Here is a 22,583-nt window from a genome sequence, read left to right as displayed (position 1 = left end):
CGCCCCCATGAGGCTGCGCCCGCACCCTCATCCGCCCCGGCGGGGCACCTTCTCCCCAAAAAGGGCCATGGTCCCGAAGGAGGAAATATCGCCACGCTGCCGTGACTCAGCCAAGCGCCTCCGGCACGCCTATACTCCGCCGCTGCCCTTCCCGCCCCAGGCCAGCCGTGTCCGCCACCGCCCTCTCCGCCCGCGACGCGCGCGACGATTTCCTCGGCCATCCCAAGGGCGTGTACATCTGTTTCTTCACCGAGATGTGGGAGCGCTTCTCCTTCTACGGGATGAAGGCGCTGTTGCTGCTGTACCTGACCAAGTACCACCTGTTCGGCGACAAGGCCGGACTCGACCTGCTCGGTGCCTACGGCGGCCTGGTGTACTGCGTGCCGGTGATCGGCGGCCTGCTCGCCGACCGCTGGCTGGGCATGCGCAAGGCGGTGGTGTTCGGCGGCATCCTGCTGGTGCTCGGCCACGTCGGCATGGCCTTCGAAGGCCATGCCGCCACCCGGGTCGGTGGCGACGTGGTGCGCGATACCGCGTCGCTGGGCGTGACCTACCTGTCGCTGGCGCTGATCATCATGGGCGTGGGCTTCCTCAAGCCGAACATCTCCACCATCGTCGGCAAGCTGTACGCGCCCGACGATCCGCGCCGCGATTCCGGCTTCTCGCTGTTCTACGCCGGCATCAACCTCGGCGCGCTGTTCGCCTCGCTGGTGTGCGGCTTCCTCGGCGAGGCCTACGGCTGGCGCTACGGCTTCGGCGCCGCCGGCATCGGCATGCTGCTCGGCCTGGGCATGTTCCTGTGGGGCCAGAAATACCTGCACGGCCATGCCGAGCCGGCGCAACCGGCGCTGCTGCGCCAGCGCGTGGCCGGGCTGCCGCGCGAGTGGACGATCTACCTGGTCGCGGTGCTCGGCGTGCTGCCGGTGGCGTGGCTGATGTGGGCGGCGGCCAACGGCGCCTTCAGCCTGGGCGGCGAGATCTCGCTGGCCTTGCTGCTGATGCTGGTGGTGCTCGGCGGCGTGCTGCTGTGGTTCGCCTGGTTCACCGGCACCCAGTGCACGCCGGTGCAGCGCCAGCAGATGATCGCGTTGATGGTGCTGATCGCGATGGCGCTGGTGTACTTCACCCTGTACGAGCAGACCTATGGCTCCTGGGTCACCTTCACCGACCGGCTGATGACCAAGGACATCGTGCCGTCGCTGGTGATCCGTGGCGGCACCCCGCTGCCGTGGTCGATCGCCTCGCTGCTGCTGGCGCCCCTGGGCTTCGTCGCCGCGGCGTCGCTGTCCGACCGCAACCCGGAGTCGGCCGCGCCGCGCCTGCTGTTCATCGCGGTCAGCGTGCTGATGCTGCTGTTCCTGGTCCGCGACTGCCTGGTGCTGCCGCAGACCGCCGGTTCGCTGACCTACCTGGGCGCGCTGTTCCTGGTGCTGCTGGCGCCGCTGTTCGCGGCGCTGTGGGCGTGGCTGGCGCGACGCGGGCTGGAGCCGTCCAAGCCGGCCAAGTCGGCCATGGGCCTGCTGCTGGCCGGGCTGTCGTTCGTGCCGCTGGCGCTGGCCGCGCAGCAGGTCGGCGCCAGCGGGCAGATGGCCAGCGTGTGGTGGCTGGTGCTGGCCTATCTGGTGCTGGAAGCCGGCGAGATGTGCCTGTCGCCGGTCGGCCTGTCGGCGGTGACCCAGCTCGCCGTGCCGCGCGTGGTCAGCCTGATGATGGGCACCTGGTTCCTGGCCACCGCCTTCTCCGAGGCGCTGGCCGCGCTGTTCGGCAAGCTCGCGGCGATCGACGTGCCGGAAGGCGAAACCCTGCACATCGCCGACGCCGCCGCCAAGTACGCGCACCTGTTCTGGCTGATGCTGTGGATCGGCCTGGGCTGCGCGCTGCTCGCCTTCCTCGCCGCGCCGCTGCTGCGGCGGATGATGCACGGGGTGCGCTGAGCGCATCCCGGCGCGGGCGCCGCCATGCGCCGGCGTTTCACAACGCGGCCGCGCGTACGTCATGCAGATTGCAGGCACCGCCTGCGCAGGCGCCCGGTACCGAGCCGGGCGCCCAGACCACATCCATCGCATGGGAGCACTGCAATGAAGAGCACGAAGTGGAAGATGTTCGCCGCGCAGGCCGTGGCCTGTCTGGCCCTGTGCCTGGGCACCACGGCGGCGCAGGCCGCCTGCCCGTATCCGTTCCGCCTGAGCGGCAACATCGATCAACAGTGGAAGCAGGTGACCAATTCGGCGTGGAACAAGATGCTGCCGCGGCAGTGGGCCGACAACGGCTTCCACTTCTACAGCCGCGTGCGCGATCGCGGCCCTGCCGACGGCATCAACACGCCGTCGGACCTGGAATCGGAAATCCTGAAGAAGGTGCGCGAGGAACCGGAAGGCACGCCCAATCGCTGGCAGATCGTGCTGCCCATCCTCAACTCGAAGGGCGCCAACCTGCGCGTCATCTACGACTACGATGGCGGCAAGACCTCCAAGTGCCAGCTGGTGACGCTGAGCTACTGAGGTGATGCGATCCGCGGCCCGACGATGAAGTCGGGCCACGGGTCGGTCTTCGTGGCTTGCGGGTGTCCGCGCGCCGAGTGCGTCAGCGGCGCGGACACCGGCAGCGGCTAGCGCGCAGGCGCCGGTGCGGCTTGCGCACCGCCCAGCGAGCGGCTCAGGAACGCCAGCAACCGGGTGTAGAACTCACGGCGGTGTTCCTCGGTGTAGAAGCCGTGGCCCTCGGTCGGGACATACAGCGTCTCCACCGGCACGCCAGCCTTCTTCAGCGCCGCTTCCATCTTCTTCGAGTGCTGGATCGGCGCACGTTCGTCCTCGCCGCCGGCCGCCAGGAACACCGGCACCTTGATCTTGTCGGCGAGATTGACCGGCGACACCGCGGCCAGTTCGGCGCTCGATCCGACCCATTCGCGCAGGAACGTCTGATCGGAGTCGCGCTGGTAGGTGTCGCCCCTGACGTACATCATCGGCAAATCGTAGACGCCGACATAGCCGGCCGCGCAGCGGTACAGCGACGGTTCCTTGGCCACGCCCATCAGCGAGGCATAGGCGCCGTAGCTGGCACCGTACATGCAGATGCGCGCGGGATCGGCGATGCCCTGGGCGATCGCCCAACGCGTGGCGTCGGTCACGTCGTCCTGCATCGCACCGCCCCATTGCCCGCCGCCAGCCTGGTGGAAGGCGCGTCCGTAGTTGCCCGACCCGCGGTAGTTGACCTGCAGCACCGCGTAGCCGGCGCTGGCGAGGATCTGCGCGTCCTCATCGAAAAGGCCACTGTCGAACACGCCGAACGGGCCGCCGTGCGGCATCACCACCATCGGCACCTTGCCGGCCGCGGCCGCCGCGGGCAGGGTCACGAAGCCGTGCAGCGGCAGGCCGTCGCGCGCCTGCAAGGCGATCGGCCGCACCTCGGCCAGCTTCGGCGGCTGCAACGCGGCACGGCTGGCGAACGCGAAATCCGCCTTCTTCGCCACGGTGTCGAACAGGTAGAACTCGCCGGGATTGCGCCCGGACTGCACCTGCACCAGGTTGAGCCGGCCATCGCGGGTGCTGGAGGTCACGTAGACCGCCTGTCCGGGGAACGCCGCTTCCAGCGAGCGCTGGGTCTTGGCCTCGGGCGAGGTCGGGTCGAAGAACAGGCTGCGCGGCTTGTCGGCCAGCACCTGGATCCCCACCGGGATACGGGTGCCGTGGCGGTACATGATCCGGTACCGATCGACCAGGGCATCGCGCGCCACTTCCTTGCGCTCGTTGCTGTCCACGTTCCAGGCCACGATCGCGTCGCTGCCCTTGTCCTGCTGGACCTGCAGATACGCGATATGCCCGTCTTCGGAAAAGCCGATCGGAAATTCGGCGTGGTGGCTCAGGTTCTCGTCGTTGAGCAGGCGCCAGTCGCCGCCTTGCGCGTCGCGGTAGAACAGCTTGTTGGCATTGTCCGCATCGGCACCCCAGGCAAAACGCACCTTGCCTTGCTCGTCGCTGTAGAAGTTGGCCCCACGCACCTTCGGCGAGCCGACCAGCGGCCGCCGGCGGCCGCTGTACACGTCCAAGATTTCGGTACGGCTGTACGGATCCTGGGTGACACTGAACGGACGTACCTGGATCACGACATTGCGGTCGTCGCCGGGCAGCGGGCCGACCCAATCCGCGATGACCTTCTCCACCTTCTTGGTCTGGATCAGCGTGCCCGGGCCGTTGCCGGTGACGCGCTGGCCCACCAGCAGTTCGGCCGCGCTGCCATCGACATTGATCGCGAACAGTTCCCCGGTCCCCCAAGGCCGATCCCGCGCGCCCATCTTCTGGGCCATGCTGAAAAGCACGCGCGTATCGTTGACCCACTCGAAGTCGGAGACGTGGGTGTTCTTCTCCATCGAGAAACTGCCGACGATCTTGCTGTCGGAGCGGCGCATCACCGCCAGCGCGGTGCGGTCCGCCAGCGGCACGGTGGCCGCGTAAAACTCGCCCGTCGGCGACAGCTTCAGCTCGCCGACCTGCTCCTTCATCAGGAACGGCGCCAGATCCACCTGCGCCTGCGCGCTCCCCGTTCCGATCCCCAGCCCCAGCAAACAGCACAACGCGACTGCCCCCAGTCTCCCGCTCATCCCTATCCCCTGTATCCATGTGTTGGTTTGGCTTGCGGGCGAAGTGTAATACGCCGCAATGGCGGCGGAAGCGGCCGACGCGGCCATCGCGATAAAAACGCCGCCGAGCGCTACGCGCGCCCGGCCAGGATCAGGCTTCTGGCCGCGTCGATCAGGCTGTCGCGCGCCGGACGCGCCGACCAGCCAAGCACACGCGCCGCCTTGCTCGCGTCGTAATCGCGGTAGCGGCACAGCTCCGGCGCCAAGCGCTGCAGTCCGGTGCCGAACAGCCGGTCCAGGCATGCGCCCAGGCCCGATGCCATGCGCGTGGGCATGCGTGCGGCGTACTGCGGGAACCGCGCGCGCAGCAGGGTCGCGATCTCGTCGACTTCCAGGAACTCGCCGGCCGCCAGGAAGCGCTGGCCAGCGGCGTCCGGATGCAGCATCGCGCGCAGGTGCAGCGCGGCCAGGTCGCGCACGTCGGCCACGTTGAAACCCAGCCGCGGCAGCCGCCGCACCCGGCCGTGCAGCAGGCACTCGAGCAGGTGCGCCGACGCCGGACAGTCGGCGCCCAGCAGCGGACCGTGCACCGAACCGGCCAGCAGCGTGGTCACGTCCATGCGCCCGCGTCTGCGTTCGGCGAACGTCCACGCCGCGCGCTCGGCCAGGATCCGTAGCTGCGCCCGCGGGTCCAGGCGCACCGCCTCCAGGTCGGTCCAGCAACGCTCGTCGGCGCAACGCGGCGCCCCCCGCGACGGCAGCGCCGCCAACGCCGGCGCGGTCATCACCACGCGTTGCGCACCGGCGCGATCGGCCGCGTCCAGCACGCGCCGCGTCGCCTGCTGCGCGAGGTGCGCCAGCTCGCGGCGCCGCGGTTGGCCAACCACGCTCGGCGCGGCGTTGTGCAGCACGAACGCGCAGCCGGCGCTGGCGCGATCCCAGCCGGCATCGCGCAGCGCATCGGCGGCGACGATCTCGAGCCGGTCGGCGGCGCTGGCATGCAGCGCGATCGCGGCGCGGATCTCCGCCTCCCAGCGCGGATCGGCTACCGCGGCATGCACGCGGTAGCCCTCGCGCAACAGCGCGACGACGAGCCAGCGTCCCAGATAGCCGAAGCCGTCGGTCACCAACACCCGCGGCGACGGCTGGCCGCGCCCCCGCGCCGCTTCATGCCAGGACGCGGCCATGCTAGAACGCACGACTCAGGCTGAGGCTGCCGAACACCGCCGGCTCGCGCTGCTGGTCGAATTCGCGGGTGCGCCGGTACTGCGCCAGCGTCGCCCGCCAACGGCCGCGCATCAGCACCGCGCCGACGGCGAGATCGCCCACCCAGGGGCGCGCGTCGATGCGCTGCCCGGACTGCCCTTGCAGGGTCAGGTCGTGCGCCATCCAACGCGCATCGACACCGACGAACAGATGCCAGGCCCATGGTCGCGTCACCCATCCGGGCCCGGCCGGCGCGCTGTGCTCGCCGGCCGGACGCAACGGATTGCTGCCGAAATCGTCCGGCAGCCGCTTGCCGAAGCGCCATTCGAACCCGGCGTTGGCATAGCGGGCGAAATTGCCGACGCTGCCGCCGGCATGGCCGATGCCGTCCCAGCCCCATGCGTCGCCGTGGACCGATCCCGGCCAGCGCCGCAGGCGTTCGTGCACCAGTTGCAGCACCGGCCGGTCGCGCAGTTGCCGGTCCCAGCCCTGGAAGCGCTGCAGCCCGAACAGGCCATGCACCGCGTCCTGCACCTCGCGCCCGCGCGCCGACGGACCGACCATGCCGATGCGCAATTGCGTACTGCGCAGGCTGCGCGCATCGCCGAGGTTGTAGCCAAGACCGAACATCGCCACCGCCGCGTACGGGCGATCGTCGAGGATCGGATCGGAGCGTTTGCCGTCGCTCGGCGTGAACAGGCCCTGGCCGAGGCTGACGCTGAGCTGCTGCCGGGTGAACCGGCCGGGGAACCACCGCTCGGTGCGCGCATTGAGCCAGCGCGCGACGCGAGCGCGACACGGATCCTGCGCCGCGCCGGCCAGGTCCGGCAGCACCACGCTGGCCACCGCGCCATTGGTATAGCCCTGGTCCTGCTGCGCCATGCCGAGGAAATCGTTGTCCAGGCGCAGGTCGAACACCGCCGCTCCACGTTCCGCCGCAGGCGTCGCGCACGCCTGCGCCGCGGCCAAATCCGGTGCGGCCAAGACCACAGCCAACCACAGCCACTGCGGGCCAAGGCGCCGCCACCGACCTCCCCGCGCATGCGCCGCACGCGGTGCACGGCAGTGCAGCGCGCGCTCAGAACACATGCACATAGCCCAGCACGATGCGCGACTGCAGCGCGCTGCCGACCAGGGGACTGGCGCGGACCTGCGCACCGAGCCGATCCACGCCCACGTCCAGGAACAGCGAATCGCGGTGCGCCACGCGATACGCCACGCGCAGCCCGGCCTCGACATCGAGGCTCGCGCCGGGGCGATACGCCGGGCGCTGCGCACGCGCTTCCTGCGCACGCACGCCGTAGTAGTAGTCCACGTAGCGACGATCCAGCCACACCGCGCCCAGGCGCGGGACCAGTTCGAACAGGCCCAGGTCGAACACGCGCTCGACCGAAATCCCGACGCGCTGTCCGCGGCTGTAGCCGGACACGTCGTGCATCCATTCCAGCGTGGCGTCGGCGATACCGGTCCGCCACGTGCCCGAGCCGCCCAGCCACAGCCGATCCTTGCGCCGCTGCATGCCATCCAGAAACGGCGAGTCGGATGCGGCGTAACCGTCGTGCGACAGCCGCGCGGTCAGCGACAACGCCACCGGCCCCAGCGACGGCGGATTGAAGCTGAGCGCCGGGCCGTACAGGCTCCACCACTTGCTCTCGTAGACCGGCAGCGGCAGCGCGATCGTCTGCGCGCCGATCCCGCGATACGGCTTTTGCACCGTCATCGCGGCCATGCCCAGGCCCCAGCGCGCGCCATGCGCCGGCACGCTGTCGTCGTCGTCGGCCGCCGCGGCCCACGCTGCGCGCACCGGCAACACCAGCAATGCCGCGAGCACGATCGCCGCGGCCACGCCGCGCCACACCAGCATCGCCAGCGACGCGCGCCGCCGCGGCGGAATGTCGGGAAGATCGTACAGTGCCTGCAATCCAGGACGCAGGCGATGCGGCAGCTGGGGCGGAGTCGGTCGACGCGGGCGCATGGGGATGTCCTGATCGAGGGAAAACGAAGCGGAAAGCAGGCCTGCACCGCGCGGCGCGCGCAGCTGTCGCAGCGGCAGACATCGGCGCGCGTGCGTGGCCGTCGTACTGCACGCTTGCGCTGGCGACCTGGCGCTGCGCCCGCCGCATGCCGCGGCGGCATCAGTCCAGGCGCGCGACCAGGTCCTCGGCGCCCTTGCGGATGCCCGCCTTCGCCGCGCCCAGGCCGCCGATGCTGGCCTTGACGTTCATCGCGTTCGGATACTGCTTGGACACGTAGGCGCTGAGCAGGCGATTGCTGGTGGCGTCGTAGACCTCCACCGCGTAGCTGACCGAGCCGGACAGGGCGCCTTCCTTGCCGCGGATCGACTGCACCACGTTGTAGGGGCCGCCGGCCAGATCGAACTTGGTCACCGTGCCGGCCACCTGCGGCGTCTTCTTCGCGCCGGTCAGGGTCAGCGCCACGCGCAGCGAACCCGGCCGCGGCCGGTTCGCCAACGGAAAGCGCGCCTGCAGCGCCTCGCCGAACGCGGTGCGCATGAACTGCGCCAACTCCGCCTTGTCCTGCTCGCTCACCTTCTCGTCGAACTGGTTGTCAGGCCCGCGATAGATCGCCACCGACTCGAGTACCGCACTGTCGTAGTCGCGCCAGTCGGCCCCGGCCGAATAGTCGTAGGGAACCCGGCCGGAACGGTCGCCCAGGTTCGGCCGCAACTGCTGCGACGAAGCGAGCCCGGAATAGACGACCGGGCGCGTGCTGGCGCAACCGGCCGATCCCAGGCAAAGCGCCAGCGCCAACGGGCACAGCAAGGAGGAAGTTTTCATGGACAGACCCTTTTCGTGGATGCGACGAGACAACCGCGCCGGCGGCGCATGGACGTGGCAGTGCGGCATCGCGGCCGCCGGCGGCGGCCAGCCGCAGTGGGCAGGCGCATCGGGCGAAGGCAAAATTAAACCGTACTGTACGGTTCAATATTGGGAGTGAATTTCCTTGCTGTCAAGAAAAATGTACAGTCGGGTTCACTTTAGGAGGTGCAATGAAAGTTCGAACCGAGGCCAGGCGCGAGGCCATCGTCGAGGCGGCGACGAAACTGTTCCAGGAATTGGGCTACGAGCGCGCCTCGATGAACGAACTGGCCAAGCGGCTGGGCGGCTCCAAGGCCACCCTGTACGGCTATTTCGCGTCCAAGGAGGAATTGTTCAGCGCCGTGGTCCGCGCCGCCGCGACCGCGCATCTGTCCGACGCGATCCGGCGGCTGCAGGCGCCGCTCGCCGGCCAGACCGACCTGCAGTCGATGTTGCTGCACTTCGGCGAATGCATGCTGCAGGTGGTGACCAACGATGCCGTGGCCATGGCGGTCTACCGCATGGTGGTGGCCGAAGCCGGCCGCTCCGAGGTCGGACAGCTGTTCTACCAGGCCGGCCCCAGCGAATCGGTGGTGGCGGTGGCCGCGGTACTGGAGGCGGCCATGGCGCGCGGCGAACTGCGCCAGACCGACCCGACCATCGCCGCCCTGCACTTCCTGGCACTGCTCACCGCGGAAGTGGAAGTGCGCATCTACCAGCGCGATCCGCCGCCGCTGTCGCCCTCGGCCGTGCGCAAGATGGTGGAACGCGCGGTCGAGCTGTTCCTGCTCGGCGCCGCCCCGCGGCAGGCCGCCAGCGCCGCGTCGCGCAAGGCCGGCAAACCTGCGGCACGCAAGCAGGGCCGCAGCTGATCGTTGCGCGGCGGCGCGCCCACCCGGCCGTGGCCGGCACGGCTACAGCGCGCGGTAACGGAAATCGCGCAGCCGGACCTGGCCGCTGCCGGCGCTGTAGATGCCCAGCTTCAGGCTGAGGAAGCCACCGAACACGTTGTGATGCAGGCCGGACACCTCCATGCGCGTGGGATGCAGCGCCCAGCTGCGGCCGTCGTCGCGCGAGGTGTGGAAGGTGATCACGTTGCGATCGTTGCTCACCCGCAGCCGCAGGGTGCGCGCGGCATTGGGCAGGCGCGCCCAGCGCAGCTCCTCGGCATACTGGTAGGTCCGCAGGTCCTGCGGCGTGAATCCCACGCCGACGAAGGCCTTGTGGTTGTAGAACAGCAGCAGCCCGCCTTCGGCGTCGCCCAGCAAATCCAGGGCGATGTCCGCGCGATAGGCGCGGTCGCCGACCGTGCAGGTCAACGGCGCGCTGTCGAGCGGCGAGTGGCCCGCCGCCGCCAACAGCAACGCCTGGTCGGCATAGCGCAGACGCGCCATCTTCTCCGCCCGCGGCGCATGGAACGCCCATTGCACGCCGATCCTGTCGGTCGAGAAATCGTCCGACAGCGGCATCCCGGCCGGTCCGGCGCGGCCACCGGCCGGCTTGGCGAGCGGCACGGACAGGTCGCCGCCGCGGGCACGGAACCAGCCATCGTCGGTCCACTCGATCGGCTCCAGCAGGGTCTGCCGGCCCAGGGTGCGGAAGCCGTTCTCGTAGGCGTGATAGATCATCCACCAGTCGCCTGCCGGGCCTTCGACCAGCGAGGCATGGCCGCGCGACCACCAGGGCTCGGCGTCCGATCGCGTGCGCACCAGCGGGTTGTGCGGGCAGTGCTCCCACGGACCATGGATGGATCGGGAGCGCGCGGCGATCACCATGTGCCCGGTCGCCGGCCCTGCCGTTCCGCCCACCGCGGTGACCAGATAGAACCACGGCCCGCGGCGCAGCAGCTTCGGCCCCTCCGGCGCGAAGTTCTCCGTCACCCACTCGTCCGGATAGCGCCAGGGCTTGTAGGCCTCTTCGAGCGGGCCGTCGGTGGCCAGCCCGTCGTCGCGCAAGCGGATCCTGCGGATGCCGTTGAAGAACAGGTAGCGCTTGCCGTCCTCGCCGACCACGTGGCCCGGATCGATGCAACCGGCGATCTGCAGATCGATCGGCGCGCTCCACGGCCCCTCGATGCGGTCGGCCCAGATCACATGGATCGACCAGCCGGCACCGTCGCGGTCGGCCGGCAGATAGATGAAGTAGCGTCCGGCGTGCTTGCACAGGTCCACCGCCCAGATCGTGCCCAGCGCCTCGTGCAGGGCCGGACCGACCGGCGTCCAGTTGACCAGGTCGGTGGAGTGCCAGATGACCAGGCCCGGATAGGACTGGAACGACGAAAACGTCATGTAGTAATCGGCGCCATCCTTGAGCACGGTCGGATCGGGATGGTCGCCGGCCACGACGGGATTGAGATAGGTGCCGTCGCCCAGGTCGGCCTTGCGCTGCCCTTCGACGCCGCGGGCCCAGGTCGCCGCAGGCGCGCCGTCCGCGCATGGCGCCTGCCGCGCGAACGACGGCAACGGCGCCGTGGCCGCGCCGGCGACGCAGGCCTTGAACAGGGTTCGACGGGTGAGGCTGGGCATGGGCGCGATCCGGGCAAGGACAGGACTCCAGGCGATGCTGGCACACCTGGGCGACGTCCTGCGCACCGGCATGGCCTGCGTGGTTCTGCGTCGGACCAGCGCAATGGTCCGGCGCGCCGCGCAAACATCGCCAGGACCGGTGCTGGCCGGGCGCTTGGCCGCATGCGCCCAGCCAATCGCGTCCCCGGCGGCCTGGGCGCACCGCCGGCCGCCAGCGTTCGCCGCGCGCCACATGCATAACCGCGCCATGGCCGGGCGTCGTCGCCACGCGCCCCGGACGCGGCGCGGCAGCCCAACCCCACTCCCCCGGCTAACCCGACAAATCATGTGCATATTGCACATTTAATGCGAAGCGCATATGCTGCCGCCCAATTGAGTGCATTTTGCACATATGACGAGGCATCATGAACGAACGAAACGAAGAAGTGGATGTGCTGATCTGCGGCGCCGGCGCCGCGGGCCTCACCCTGGCCCTGGAGCTGGCGCGGCGCGGGGTCGGCTTTTGCCTGATCGACAAGATCGACAAGCCGTTCGGCGGGTCGCGCGGCAAGGGCATCCAGCCGCGGACGCTGGAGATCTTCGAGGACCTGGGCATCGCCAATCGGCTTGCCGCGGTGGGCGGTCCCTACCCGCCCGAGCGCGAGTACGGCGAGGACGGCGGCGACCATGCCGCGGCTGCCGAAACATCGCCGCCGGTACGAGCCTCCGAGCCGTACGCAGCGCCGTTGATGGTGCCGCAGTTCCTGACCGAGCGCGTGCTGCGCGAGCGGCTGGCCGAATTCGGGCATGCCCCCCGCTACGGATGCGAACTGGTGGATCTGCAGCAGGACGCCGAGGGCGTCACCGCCCGGGTGGTCGATGCGGCGGGCACGCACAGCATCCGCGCGCGCTTCCTGGTCGCCACCGACGGCGGGCGCAGCTTCGTGCGGCACGCGCTGGCAGTCGAGTTTCCCGGCAAGACCCTCGGAGTTCGCGCCATCGTCGCCGACGTCGCCCTGCGCGGACTGGACCGCGCGTATTGGCATCGCTTCAACGAGGCGTCCATGCAGCGCCGCGTCTCGCTGTGCCCGCTTGCCGGCACCGATCTGTTCCAGGTGCAGGCGCCGATTCCGCTGGAGGGCGAGGTCGACCTGTCCGCCGCCGGGCTCGATGCGATGATCGCGGAACGCACCGGGCGCACGGACATCCGCATCGACCAGGTGTTCTGGGCGTCCGCCTACGTCATGAATGCCCGCCTGGCCGACCGCTATCGCGTCGGCCGCGTCTTCCTGGCCGGCGATGCCGCGCACATCCATCCGCCGACCGGCGGACAGGGCCTCAACACCAGCGTGCAGGACGCCTACAACCTGGGCTGGAAGCTGGCCGCGGTGATCGCCGGTGCCGCCGACGCGTTGCTTGACAGCTACGAACAGGAGCGGCGTCCGATCGCCGCGGGCATGCTCGGCCTGTCGGTCAAACTGCTGGACGCGGCCAGGCAAGGCGACATGCGCCGCGGCCGCCAGACCCAACAACTGGATCTGTACTACGCCGATTCGGCGCTGGTGCAGCCGGCCACGCCTTCCGCCAGGATCGCCGCGGGCGCGCGCGCGCCCGATGCGCCGGTGCTCGGTGCGGCAGGCCAGGCGACCCGACTGTTCGAGCTGTTCAAGGGGCCGCACTGGACGCTGCTGGGCTACGAGGTCGAACACGCGGCGCTGCCTGCCCATCGCGGTGTGCAGGCGTATACCGTTGGCGAGCGAGGCGACCTGCGCGATGCCGGCGGGCACGTCGCCGACGCCTATGGCATGGCGCCGGGCGACATGGTGCTGGTGCGGCCCGATGGCTACATCGGGATGACCGCGCAGCTGGGCGAACCCGCTGCGCTCACCCGCTATCTGGCAGCCGCCGGCGTCTCCTAGCCACGCCCGTCGGCAGGCCATTGGCAAAACGCCAATCGTCCGCACCGCGTCACCGCGCCTACGGGACGATCGTGACCACGCCGTTCCTCAATCGCGACTGGCTGTCTGCGTCATGCGCGAACAGCGTCACCACCGGACGGCGACGGCAGAGCTCGCGCAATCGGGCGGTGCTTTGCCGATGCTGCGCCGCGTCCTGCGCCACGCCATCCAAGGTCCCGTCCAGCAACGCCTGCTCGCTGTAGGCGGCGTCGCCGGCAACGAGCACGACATGCGTCTTCAGATCGACCGCGACGCACAGGTGGCCCCTGGTATGGCCGGGCGTCGGCAGCAGCCGCACGCGGCCATCCCGGGTAAGACAGCTGCTGCGCTCGAAGTTCTCCCATGGGCCATCGTCGAACTCCACCGTGCGCGGAAGCAGCCAAGCCGGATAGTGCATGTTGAGATAGCCGCTCAAGGGCCCGGTCGCCGCCAGACTGGCGTCGGCTTCCACTGCGGACATCACGATGTCGCTGTGCGGGAAATGGTGCAGGCCACCGGCATGGTCGCCATGCATATGCGTCATCACCACCCAGCGGACATCGCTCGGCGCGAATCCGAGCGCCTGCAGGCGCGGACCCACTTCCTCTTCCGGCTCCACCCAGCGACGCTCGCAGAAGCGCATGAACGGATGCCACCAAGGCTGATATCCCGGATCGTTGGCATGCGAGCTTTCGCCGGTATCGACCATGATCAGGCCCTCGGGGTGCTCGATCAGGGTGCAGCCGATCGGCAGACGCGGCGACCACTGCCGGTCCAGTAGCACGCTGGCGACCCGCCGCGGCCGGACATTGCCATGCGCGCGCTGGTGCGCCGCCTTGATCTGGACATCGCCGGTCTGAATGCAATGAATTTTCACCACCAACTCCTCTGCCTGTCGCGACGACCTGGATCTAGCGGCTGGACGGGTCGGCTGCGCCCGGCGCAGTGGATGCGCGCGCGCTCGGCGCCGCACCGCCACCCCCATCCGCGGCCGCTTCGGAGGGCGGCGTGCCCAGCGCGCGGAACAAGCGCGCGCTGTCGCTCAACCTGGAGGCCTGCGCTCGGATCTGGTCCAACTGCATGCTGCGGTACTGCAGCTCGCTGGCGCGCGTGGCGTACTCGCTGACCGCCCCCAATTGCGCCCGCCTGGCCATGTCCTCGTAGCCACTGCGCGCGGCCGCGGTGGCGCGCGTCGCGGCGTCCAGCACGCCGGCGTCGGCCTCGAGCGCGACCAACGCGTCGGCGACATCCTGGAATGCCGCCAACACGGTCTTGCGATACTGTTCGGCCGCCGCGGCGAATGCGTCCTGCGCCCCGCGGCGTTGCGCACGCAGCGCACCGCCATGGAAGATCGGCGCGGTCAGCGAGGCGCCGAGGCGCCAGATGTTCGGCGTCGCGCCCAGCGCGTCCCAGTCGTAGGCGCCGCGGCCGAACTGCGCCGACAGGGTCAGCTGCGGAAACATGCGCGCCGTGGCCGCACCGACGTCGGCCGACGCAGCGCCGAACAAGGCTTCCGCGGCCTGGATGTCGGGACGCGCGTGCAGCAGATCGGACGGAACCAGCACCGGAATTTGCTGCGGCACGGCCAGCGCGGCCAGCGCAATCGGGGTAGGCGCCTGATCCGGCGTGCGTCCCAGCAGCACCGCGAGCGCATGCCGGGCCGATGCTTCCTGCTGGCGCAACATCGGCAGATTGATCGCCGTTGCCGCAGCGCTGCGTTCGGCCTCCAGCGCTTCGTCGTGACCGACGGCGCCGAGCGCATCGCGGCGGCGGGCGTCGCCGGCCTGGCTCTCGGACAACGCCACCAGGCGCTGCGTCGCCACGATCTGTTCGTGCAACGAGGCGATGGTGATGGCCGCGGTCACGATGTTGGCCGCCAGCGCTCGCCGGCTCTGCGCCAACTGATACGCCTGGGCGTCCACGCGATACGCGGACGCGCGATTGGCATACCGATTGGCATGGAAAAGGTCGAGCGTGTAGCCGACCTGCAACTGCCCGACGAAGCTGTCGTAAAGCGAGGTCGGGGGACTGATTCCGGGCAAGCCGAGCTGGCGCTGGCGCGCCCCCGACGCGCCGGCATCGATCGACGGCAGCGTGGAACCGCCCACCTGTGCGCGCAGTTGCTGCCTGGCCGCGTCCAGGTTGTGCTGCAGCGTCGCCAGGTCGGGGCTACGCTGCAGTCCCTCCTGCACCAGCGCGTCGAGTGCGGGAGACCCGTAGCGCATCCACCAGGTCGGCACCCGCTCGCTCTGCGCGGCTACGGACGGCGGAGCCGCCGCCGAGGTCGCAGCAGCGGCATCGGCATCGGCATCGGGGACCGCATAACGCGCGGGTATCGCGACAGCGGGCGGGGATACGCTGGGCGCGAACGAAGCGCAGCCGACCATCAACAGGAAGCTGGAACCGCAGATCGTCCTGGCGACGGCAGCGGACTTGCGTACGAAGGGCATGGTCAGGCTCCCGACAGCGTGGATGCCGGGGCGACGGATGGCGTCGCCACCTCGACCCTGAACCAAGCCGCGTACAAGGCCGGCAGGAAGAAGAGCGTCAGCACGGTGGCGATGGTGATGCCTCCCATCAGCGACGTCGCCATCGGCCCGAAGAAATTGGAACGCAGCAACGGAATCAGCGCCAGTACCGCGGCCGCGGCAGTCAGCAGGATCGGCCGGAAGCGGTGCATCGTCGCCGCCATGATCGCGTCGGCCCGGCTCTGCCCCGCGCGCACGTTCTGCTCGATCTGATCGACCAGGATCACCGAATTGCGCATGATGATGCCGAACATCGCGATGACGCCCAGCAGCGCCACGAAGCCGAACGGCTGATGGAACAGCAGCAGCGATGCCACCACGCCGATCAGACCCAACGGCGCGGTGAGCACGACCATCAGTACGCGCGAAACGCTTTGCAGCTGGATCATCAGCAGGGTGAAAACCGCCACGATCATCAACGGGACCTGCGCACCGATCGAATCCTGGGCTTTCGCGCTTGCTTCCACCGACCCGCCTATTTCCACCGTATAGCCGACCGGAAGCCCGGAGCGCAGGCTCGCCAGCGACGCATCTATCGCGTTGGTCACATCGATGCCCTGCGCGCCGGCGACCACGTCGGCCTGGACGGTGACCGTGGGCAGCCGATCGCGCTCCCAGATCACGCCATATTCGAGATCGGCATGGAATCGGCCGATGCTGGACAACGGAACCGCGCCATGCGGCGTTGCGATGGCCAACGACGCCAACCGCGAGGGATCCAGCCGCTGATGGCGTGGCGCACGCATGTCCACCGCGATCAGGCGGTCGCCCTCCCGGAACTGGGTCACCGTGGCGCCGGTCGAGGACAGTGCCAGGAAGCTGGAGACGTCCTGCGACGTGATCCCGAGTTCGCGGGCGCGCTTCTGGTCGATGTCGAAGCGCAGCGAACGCTCGGAAGGTTCGTCCCAGTCCAGTTGCACCGTCTGCGTTCGCGGTTCGGCGCGGATGACCGCCATCACCCGATCGGCGATCTGGCGCACCTTGCCGATGTCGCCGCCGCTCACGCGGAACTGCACCGGAAACCCGACAGGCGGGCCGCTTTCCAGGCGTGCCACGCGCGAGCGCACCGCGGAAAAGTCCCTTTCCAGCAGGCCGTCGAGCCAGGACGCGAGCGCGTCGCGCTGCTCGGTCGACTTGGCGGTGATGACGAACTGGGCGAAGTTGGGCTGTGCGAGCTGCTGGTCCAGCGACAGATAGAAACGTGGCGCGCCTGCGCCGACGTAACTGACCGAGTGAGCGATTTCCGGGCGCTTGGCGAGCGCGGCTTCCAGCCGCTGCACCTGCCGAGTCGTCGCGTCGATGGATGCGCCTTCCGGCAAGCGCAGGTCGACCAGCAGTTCGGGCCGCTCCGATGTGGGGAAGAATTGCTTCGGCACCAGCGAGAACGCCGCCATCGACGCAGCGAACAGCAGCGCGGTGACACCCAGCACCACGAAACGGCGCTCGATGCACCAGCCGACCCATCCGCGCAAGCGCCGATAGAACGCGGTGTCGTACAGCGCGTGCGCGTGATCCGTCTCCTGGTGGGGCGTGTCCGCGCGCTTGCGCTGCGGCAACATGTGATAGCCCAGCACCGGAATGAGGATGACCGCGGCCACCCACGACACCACCAGCGCGATCGCCGAGACCTCGAAGATCGAGCGGGTGTACTCGCCGGTGCTGGACTTCGCCAATGCGATCGGAAGAAACCCCATCACCGTGACCAGGGTGCCGGTGAGCATCGGGAAGGCCGTGCTGGTGTAGGCGAAGGCCGCCGCGCGCATGCGATCGAAGCCCTGCTCGAGCTTCACCACCATCATCTCGATGGCGATGATGGCGTCGTCGACCAGCAACCCCAATGCGAGCACCAGGGTGCCCAGCGATACCTTGTCGAGCCCGATGTCGAAGACATGCATGAAGAATGCGGTGATCGCCAGCACGATCGGAATCGAGATCACCACGACCATGCCGGTGCGAAACCCCAGCGTCACCAGGCTGACCAGGAGGACGATCACCACCGCCTCGGCGACCGAGCGCAAGAACTCGTCCACGGACGCGGACACGGTGCTGGGCATGCTCGATACCTCCGCCAGCGCCAGCCCGGCCGGAAGTTTTTCGGCGAGTCCATGTGTTGCGGAGGCCAGCGCCTTGCCCAACTGCACCACGTCGCCACCCGGCTGCATGGTGATGCCGATACCCAGCGCCGGCTTGCCGTTCAGGCGCATCTGGCTCTGCACCGGATCGTCGTAGTCGCGCCATACCCGCGCGATGTCGCCCAGGCGAAAGCTGCGCCCGTTCACCTGCAGCAAGGTCGCGGCGATGTCGTCCACCGTGCGGTACTGGCCGCTCGGCCTGACGAAGACACGGTCGTCGGCGGTATTGAGCATGCCGGACGCGGCCAGGTCGTTTTGCGCAGCCACGCTTTGCGCGAGCTGAGTCGGCGTGATGCCCAGCGTGGCGAGGCGCGCGTTGTCGATCTCGATGTAGATGCGCTCGGAAGGATCGCCGAAGTAGTCGACCTTGGCCACGCCAGGCACGCGCAGCAGGACCGTGCGCATTTGATCGGCGTAACGATGCAGCTGCGCCGGGGTGAATCCGTCCCCGGTCAAGGTGTAGATGTTGGTGTAGACATCGCCGAACTCGTCGTCGAAAAAGAGGCCCTGCACCCCATGCGGCAGGGTCGTGGCGATGTCGCCCACCTTCTTGCGCACCTGATACCAGGTCGGCTCCACCGCTTTGGCCGGTGCCGATTCCTTCATGTTGAAGAACATCAGCGACTCGCCCGGCCGCGAATAGCTGCGCAGGAAATCCACGCCTGGCGTTTCCTGCAGCTTGCGCGCGATGCGATCGCTTACCTGGTCCTGCACCTGCTTGGCGGTGGCGCCCGGCCAGAAGCTGCGGATCACCATCACCCGGAACGTGAACGGAGGATCCTCCGACTGCGCGAGCTTGCTGTAGCTGAAGATGCCGGCGATGGTCGCCATCGCAATGAAATAGATCACCAGCGCACGATGGCGGAGCGCCCAACTGGAGAGGTTGAACCGGTCGCGGTCCGGGGACGCCGTGCTCATGCGCCGGATTCCGGTGCATCGATCGCCTTCACCGGGCGGACCTTTTCTCCGGCGCTGACCGCATGCACGCCTTGCTGGACGATGCGCTCGCCGGGCGCCAGGCCGGCCGACAGGATGACGCTGCGCTCCTCGTAGCGCGCGACGGTGACCTCGCGCAGTCCGAGCACATCGCCTTTGTCGATCACCCACACCGCCGGGCGCGGCCCCTTGTGGAACAGCGCCGTGGCCGGGATCTTGATGGCGGTGCCGGCCGCCGCCGGCGCCGCGGGAGCGAACGCCACCTCTGCCGACATGCCGAGCCGAACGTCCGCATGCTCCGGCAAGCCGAGTTTGATGCGGTAGGTGCGGCTTTGCGGATCGGCAGCCACCGCGATCTCGCGGACCACGCCGTTCAACTGCTGTCCCGGAAGCGAGGGCAGCGTCACACGGGCGATCGCCCCGGTTCGGATCCGGGCGACATCGCGGTCGGCCACCTCCGTCACCGCATCCATCGCGCCCGACCAGGCCAGCTGATACACCGCTTGCCCGGCGCCGACGTTCTGCCCTGTGGCCGCGTCTTCGGAGGTGATGCACCCGTCGTGCTCGGCCTTCAACGAGGCATAGCGCGCTTGATTGTGTGCCAGCTCCAGCTGCTGCCCGGACTGCCGCTGCTGCGCCAGCGCGGACGCGTAGGCGTCTTCGGACTGGTCCAGCTGCGCCTGCGCGATCAGCGCTTCGGCCGCCTGTGCCCGATCGCGCTCGACCTGCGTGGCGGCAAAGGCAAGACGGTGCTGGGCCGCGGCCGCCTGCGCCTGCGCGATCTCGACGTTGCGGTCGAAATCGGTGGCATCCAGCAGCGCCAGGACTTGCCCGCCGCGCACGCAGTCGCCCAGACGGACCTTGCGCTCGAGGATCTTCCCGGCCACCCGGAACGAGGTCGGGGTGCTGTAGCGCGGCTGGATCTCCGCAGGCAATGGCCCGATGGCGGCCCCATGCCCGACCTCGACCACCCCCATGACCACCGCTTTGGGCGCGGCCGCGGGCGGATCGGCGCTGTGACACCCGGCCGAGACGGCCGCGCACAGGCAAAGCGTGGTCCAACGGAGGAACTCTGGGAGGCTTTTCATGTCACGGATGCCTGGATGCGCCGATTGATCCGCTGCGGATCCTAATGCACAACAAATTCAAATACAACGTGTATTTTAAAAGGCATGCATCCGTTGACCGACGCTGTCGGTTGGGGCGGCTGACATGTGCCGCGAGCGAGCTTCCGGCCAACCGCTGCACCGAAAGGTCGCCGGGCCGAGGGGGGGCCGTTAAGCTAAACGCTCCTGCCAAGCCGTTGCGCGCGTATCCGGTGCGGGCCCTTCCAGGCCGCCATTGCCACGAGGACACCCAGACCACACATGCAAAAGCAGCACGCCATCAAACCCAAGCGGTTGACGCGACAAGAGAGCAAGGACCTCACCCGCGAGCGGTTGCTGGAAACCGCGCACACCCTGTTCCTGGAGCAGGGCTACGCCGGCGCGACGATCGAGGACATCACCGCCGCCGCGGGCTTCACGCGCGGCGCCTTCTATTCGAACTTCGATGGCAAGCCGCAGATTCTGCTTGAACTGCTGTTGCGCAGCTACGCGTCGATGATGAGCGAGGCCCATGAGATCGCCGCGAGCGGCAGCGACGGTGAGCAGATGCGTTCGGCGCTGCTCGCCTACTACGGCAAGCTGCTCGATCAACGCGAGTACTTCCTGCTTTGCGCCGAGGCCAGGCTGCTGTCGATGCGCGACGCCGATTTCCGCCAACGCTTCAACGAGTTGATGGAGCATGAGCATGGCCAGATCGTCCAGCTGATGGATGCCTTTCGAGCGCACCCCGGCATCCGCACCGGGATGCCCTCGAACGTCCTCGCGATCGGTTTCGCCGCCCTTCTGCAAGGGGTTCAGGCCTTCACCACGTCGACGCCGGACTTTCTCAGCAACCCACTCGCACAGGCCACCCTGAGCGGATTCATGGATCAGATCCTGTTCGATCGCCAGTGACGTCTGCGGACAGCCGCCCGGTTCTTCGCCAGCGTCCAGGCGCGCCGCAGCGCACTGAACTCCGAAACGCGCAAGCCATCGCATGGCGCGTCGGGCCAGCCCGTGTCGGCGGCATCGGGATTTCGGGATCAGGGCACGATCAGACGCGCACGCTGCGATCGGCCCGACGCTGGGCAAGGCCGATGCCACGGGCTTCGATCGATTCGGGAGGCCATCCCCGCGGGCGCCGGCATGCCTCCATGTGGCACGCCGAAACGGCCGCGTCCCGTCGTCGGGCACTGCCTGCTCCGATCGCCGGAACCGGCACCCTGCAAGGTCGACGGGTGCAGCGCACGCGTCACTTCTGACGATCTGCCGGGACGGCGTCCTTGATGCCGTCCGCGAACTTGCAGATCAGACGTACCAGTTCCTCGACGTCGCGCTCTTCCCAGTCGGCAAACACCGCAAGGCCCATCCGCTGACGCGCCTCATCCACGCGATCGGTCATCGCCTTGCCTTTCTTGGTGACGACAGCCTCGCGAACGCGCCGGTCCACCTCGTTTTCCCGGCGATTCACCAGGCCATGTTCTTCCAGCTTCGCAACCTGCCGGCTGACGGTGGTGTAGTCGCGCCCAACGCGATCTGCCAGTTCAACGACGCCGATCGGGCCAAGCCGCTCGACCAGCACCAGCAGGGGAAACAGCGCCCTTTCCAGGGCGATCCCCGCCTCGCGGATCATCGCCTCGTCGCGCTGAGGCCGGTTCATGACGCCGACGATCTCCAGCAGCGCCCCGTGCAGGGCGCGGAGCCGATCCGCCTTCTGGGTGTTTTCTACCTTCTTCATCGATCTTAAGTCGGCCTTCATGTATTAGGTGCAATATACACACATTCCGCACTGGACGCCGAGCCGGCTGGCAGACGCCACCTTACACATCCTGCGGTCCATCGACTCGGCAAGCGTGTCGGTGGGCCGGCTGCCCTCAAGGTTGATGGCAGATTGCGGATCGACGCGCGCCCTTGCGGGCCGCTCGGAAAAGGCGTGCCAGCCAGCTCTCCATGGTGCGCGAATGGTTAGTCCCGTCCATTGCCAACGCTGCAGCGCCCTCCGTCACCCGCTTCCCAGAATTGGACTCGCCACGGCCCGCAGCCACCGGGGTCGACAACCACCGACCGCTCGCTTTTCCGAGGCATCCCCATGGACATCGATGTGAACAATCAAGCAGCACCACAGCGCTGGGTCGAATTCCAGGCCACGAACCGTTTCCGCCGCGCAATCCGCGACTTCGACTCCAAGACCATCCCGGAGGAAGACGTCCGCGCGTTGCTGGGCGAAGCGGTATTCGCGCCGTCGAGCGGGAATCTACAGCCGTACCAGTTCCACTGGATCCGGAGCGCGCAGGCCAGGTCCGACGTTGCAGCGGCATGCGATGGCCAGAAAGCGGCCAGTTCCGCTACGGATCTCATCGTTGTCGTCGCCAGCCCCGACATCGCAAGGCGCACGGCGCATGCCCAGCTTTCCCATGTCGAACGCTCCGCAACGCTCGAGCTCAAATCCAAGGCGTACCACCGCAAGCAGGCGGGGAAATTCCTGAAGATCCTTGGCATTGGCGGGCTGCCCGTGTGGTCGCCCATTCTGGCGGTCGCCGCATTGATTCGTCCGGCACTGTCGCTGCTGCCGGTCGGCCATATCGGCAGTCGCCATTGGACCGCACGCAATGCGGCCTTTGCCGCACATACGCTCATGCTTGCAGCGGCTGCGAGAGGAATCGACTCCTGTCCGATGGAAGGGTTTTCCGCGAGCAACGTCGCCAAGGCCCTGAATCTTCCGCGCGGAACCGTCATTCCGCTCATCATCGCGCTGGGATATCGCGCAGACCATGCCAGGATCGAGGAACGCTGGCGTCGCCCGATGGACGAGGTCGTGGTGACGCATTAGCCGGATGCCACAAGGAGCTTGGCGCTC

General features: G+C 68.6%; 18 protein-coding genes. 7 read left to right on the top strand and 11 right to left on the bottom strand.

The annotated features are described in order from the left end of the window. The first annotated feature begins 167 nt into the window (after nt 1–167). The gene (locus AB3X10_RS07615; protein ID WP_369980423.1) at nt 168–1,934 is read left to right on the top strand and encodes a peptide MFS transporter; all 1,767 of its coding nucleotides are present in this window, start codon (nt 168–170) and stop codon (nt 1,932–1,934) included. A 144-nt stretch (nt 1,935–2,078) separates the two neighbouring features. After that, a complete protein-coding gene (locus AB3X10_RS07610; protein ID WP_369980421.1) occupies nt 2,079–2,501 on the top strand; it encodes a hypothetical protein in 423 nt (140 codons plus the stop codon). A 107-nt stretch (nt 2,502–2,608) separates the two neighbouring features. Here the strand turns inward: AB3X10_RS07610 and AB3X10_RS07605 are convergent, their stop codons facing one another. The 5 genes from AB3X10_RS07605 to AB3X10_RS07585 all read right to left on the bottom strand — a co-directional run bounded on the left by AB3X10_RS07605 (nt 2,609) and on the right by AB3X10_RS07585 (nt 8,583). Further along, entirely contained in the window at nt 2,609–4,600 is a 1,992-nt protein-coding gene (locus tag AB3X10_RS07605) for an alpha/beta hydrolase family protein (protein WP_369980420.1), read from the bottom strand. A gap of 110 nt (nt 4,601–4,710) precedes the next feature. After that, the gene (locus tag AB3X10_RS07600) at nt 4,711–5,766 is read right to left on the bottom strand and encodes an NAD-dependent epimerase/dehydratase family protein (RefSeq protein ID WP_369980418.1); all 1,056 of its coding nucleotides are present in this window, start codon (nt 5,764–5,766) and stop codon (nt 4,711–4,713) included. A 1-nt stretch (nt 5,767) separates the two neighbouring features. After that, nucleotides 5,768–6,787, bottom strand: coding sequence for a lipid A deacylase LpxR family protein (locus AB3X10_RS07595; protein ID WP_369981720.1), 1,020 nt, complete (start codon nt 6,785–6,787; stop codon nt 5,768–5,770). A 76-nt stretch (nt 6,788–6,863) separates the two neighbouring features. Next, the gene (locus AB3X10_RS07590) at nt 6,864–7,706 is read right to left on the bottom strand and encodes a MipA/OmpV family protein (RefSeq protein WP_369980416.1); all 843 of its coding nucleotides are present in this window, start codon (nt 7,704–7,706) and stop codon (nt 6,864–6,866) included. Between the two features lie 214 nt (nt 7,707–7,920). Continuing rightward, entirely contained in the window at nt 7,921–8,583 is a 663-nt protein-coding gene (locus AB3X10_RS07585) for a DUF3313 domain-containing protein (protein ID WP_369980414.1), read from the bottom strand. On the opposite strand from AB3X10_RS07585, the gene AB3X10_RS07580 reads away from it, so the two are divergent. Both AB3X10_RS07580 and AB3X10_RS07575 read left to right on the top strand, forming a co-directional pair. After that, the gene (locus AB3X10_RS07580; RefSeq protein ID WP_369980412.1) at nt 8,582–8,743 is read left to right on the top strand and encodes a hypothetical protein; all 162 of its coding nucleotides are present in this window, start codon (nt 8,582–8,584) and stop codon (nt 8,741–8,743) included. The genes AB3X10_RS07585 and AB3X10_RS07580 overlap by 2 nt on opposite strands. A gap of 52 nt (nt 8,744–8,795) precedes the next feature. Further along, on the top strand, nt 8,796–9,476 hold the full coding sequence (locus tag AB3X10_RS07575; protein WP_369980410.1) for a TetR/AcrR family transcriptional regulator: 681 nt from the start codon (nt 8,796–8,798) through the stop codon (nt 9,474–9,476). 42 nt (nt 9,477–9,518) lie between these two features. Here AB3X10_RS07575 and AB3X10_RS07570 read toward each other — a convergent pair whose 3' ends face one another. Beyond that, nucleotides 9,519–11,129, bottom strand: a complete 1,611-nt coding sequence (locus AB3X10_RS07570) for a family 43 glycosylhydrolase (protein ID WP_369980408.1) — start codon at nt 11,127–11,129, stop codon at nt 9,519–9,521. A 404-nt stretch (nt 11,130–11,533) separates the two neighbouring features. Here AB3X10_RS07570 and AB3X10_RS07565 point away from each other — a divergent pair, with 404 nt between their 5' ends. Further along, entirely contained in the window at nt 11,534–13,027 is a 1,494-nt protein-coding gene (locus AB3X10_RS07565; protein ID WP_369980406.1) for an FAD-dependent oxidoreductase, read from the top strand. A gap of 58 nt (nt 13,028–13,085) precedes the next feature. Here AB3X10_RS07565 and AB3X10_RS07560 read toward each other — a convergent pair whose 3' ends face one another. Genes AB3X10_RS07560 through AB3X10_RS07545 form a run of 4 tightly spaced genes read right to left on the bottom strand, consistent with a single transcriptional unit; the run spans nt 13,086 to nt 19,729 of the window. Further along, entirely contained in the window at nt 13,086–13,922 is an 837-nt protein-coding gene (locus tag AB3X10_RS07560; RefSeq protein WP_369980404.1) for an N-acyl homoserine lactonase family protein, read from the bottom strand. A 34-nt stretch (nt 13,923–13,956) separates the two neighbouring features. Next, nucleotides 13,957–15,495 (bottom strand): efflux transporter outer membrane subunit, encoded by a 1,539-nt coding sequence (locus tag AB3X10_RS07555; protein ID WP_369980402.1) that lies wholly within the window; start codon nt 15,493–15,495, stop codon nt 13,957–13,959. 2 nt (nt 15,496–15,497) lie between these two features. Beyond that, on the bottom strand, nt 15,498–18,623 hold the full coding sequence (locus tag AB3X10_RS07550; protein ID WP_369980400.1) for an efflux RND transporter permease subunit: 3,126 nt from the start codon (nt 18,621–18,623) through the stop codon (nt 15,498–15,500). Next, a complete protein-coding gene (locus AB3X10_RS07545) occupies nt 18,620–19,729 on the bottom strand; it encodes an efflux RND transporter periplasmic adaptor subunit (RefSeq protein ID WP_369980398.1) in 1,110 nt (369 codons plus the stop codon). The genes AB3X10_RS07550 and AB3X10_RS07545 overlap by 4 nt, the downstream gene beginning before the upstream one ends. A 279-nt stretch (nt 19,730–20,008) precedes the next feature. Between AB3X10_RS07545 and AB3X10_RS07540 the strand changes: the two genes are divergently transcribed. Continuing rightward, nucleotides 20,009–20,641 carry a TetR/AcrR family transcriptional regulator gene (locus AB3X10_RS07540; protein ID WP_369980396.1) on the top strand — a complete coding sequence of 211 codons (633 nt, stop codon included), beginning with the start codon at nt 20,009–20,011 and terminating at the stop codon, nt 20,639–20,641. Nucleotides 20,642–20,978: 337 nt separating this feature from the next. On the opposite strand, the gene AB3X10_RS07535 is transcribed toward AB3X10_RS07540, so the two are convergent. Next, nucleotides 20,979–21,464 carry a MarR family winged helix-turn-helix transcriptional regulator gene (locus tag AB3X10_RS07535; RefSeq protein ID WP_369980394.1) on the bottom strand — a complete coding sequence of 162 codons (486 nt, stop codon included), beginning with the start codon at nt 21,462–21,464 and terminating at the stop codon, nt 20,979–20,981. A gap of 351 nt (nt 21,465–21,815) precedes the next feature. Here AB3X10_RS07535 and AB3X10_RS07530 point away from each other — a divergent pair, with 351 nt between their 5' ends. Then, nucleotides 21,816–22,556 (top strand): nitroreductase family protein, encoded by a 741-nt coding sequence (locus AB3X10_RS07530; RefSeq protein ID WP_369980392.1) that lies wholly within the window; start codon nt 21,816–21,818, stop codon nt 22,554–22,556. Nucleotides 22,557–22,583 lie beyond the last annotated feature (27 nt).

This window comes from Xanthomonas sp. DAR 80977 (assembly GCF_041240605.1).
In the GTDB taxonomy this organism is placed as follows: Bacteria; Pseudomonadota; Gammaproteobacteria; order Xanthomonadales; family Xanthomonadaceae; genus Xanthomonas_A; species Xanthomonas_A bundabergensis.
Note: the sequence above shows the minus strand (reverse complement) of the source record. Positions and strands in the feature narration are given on the sequence as shown.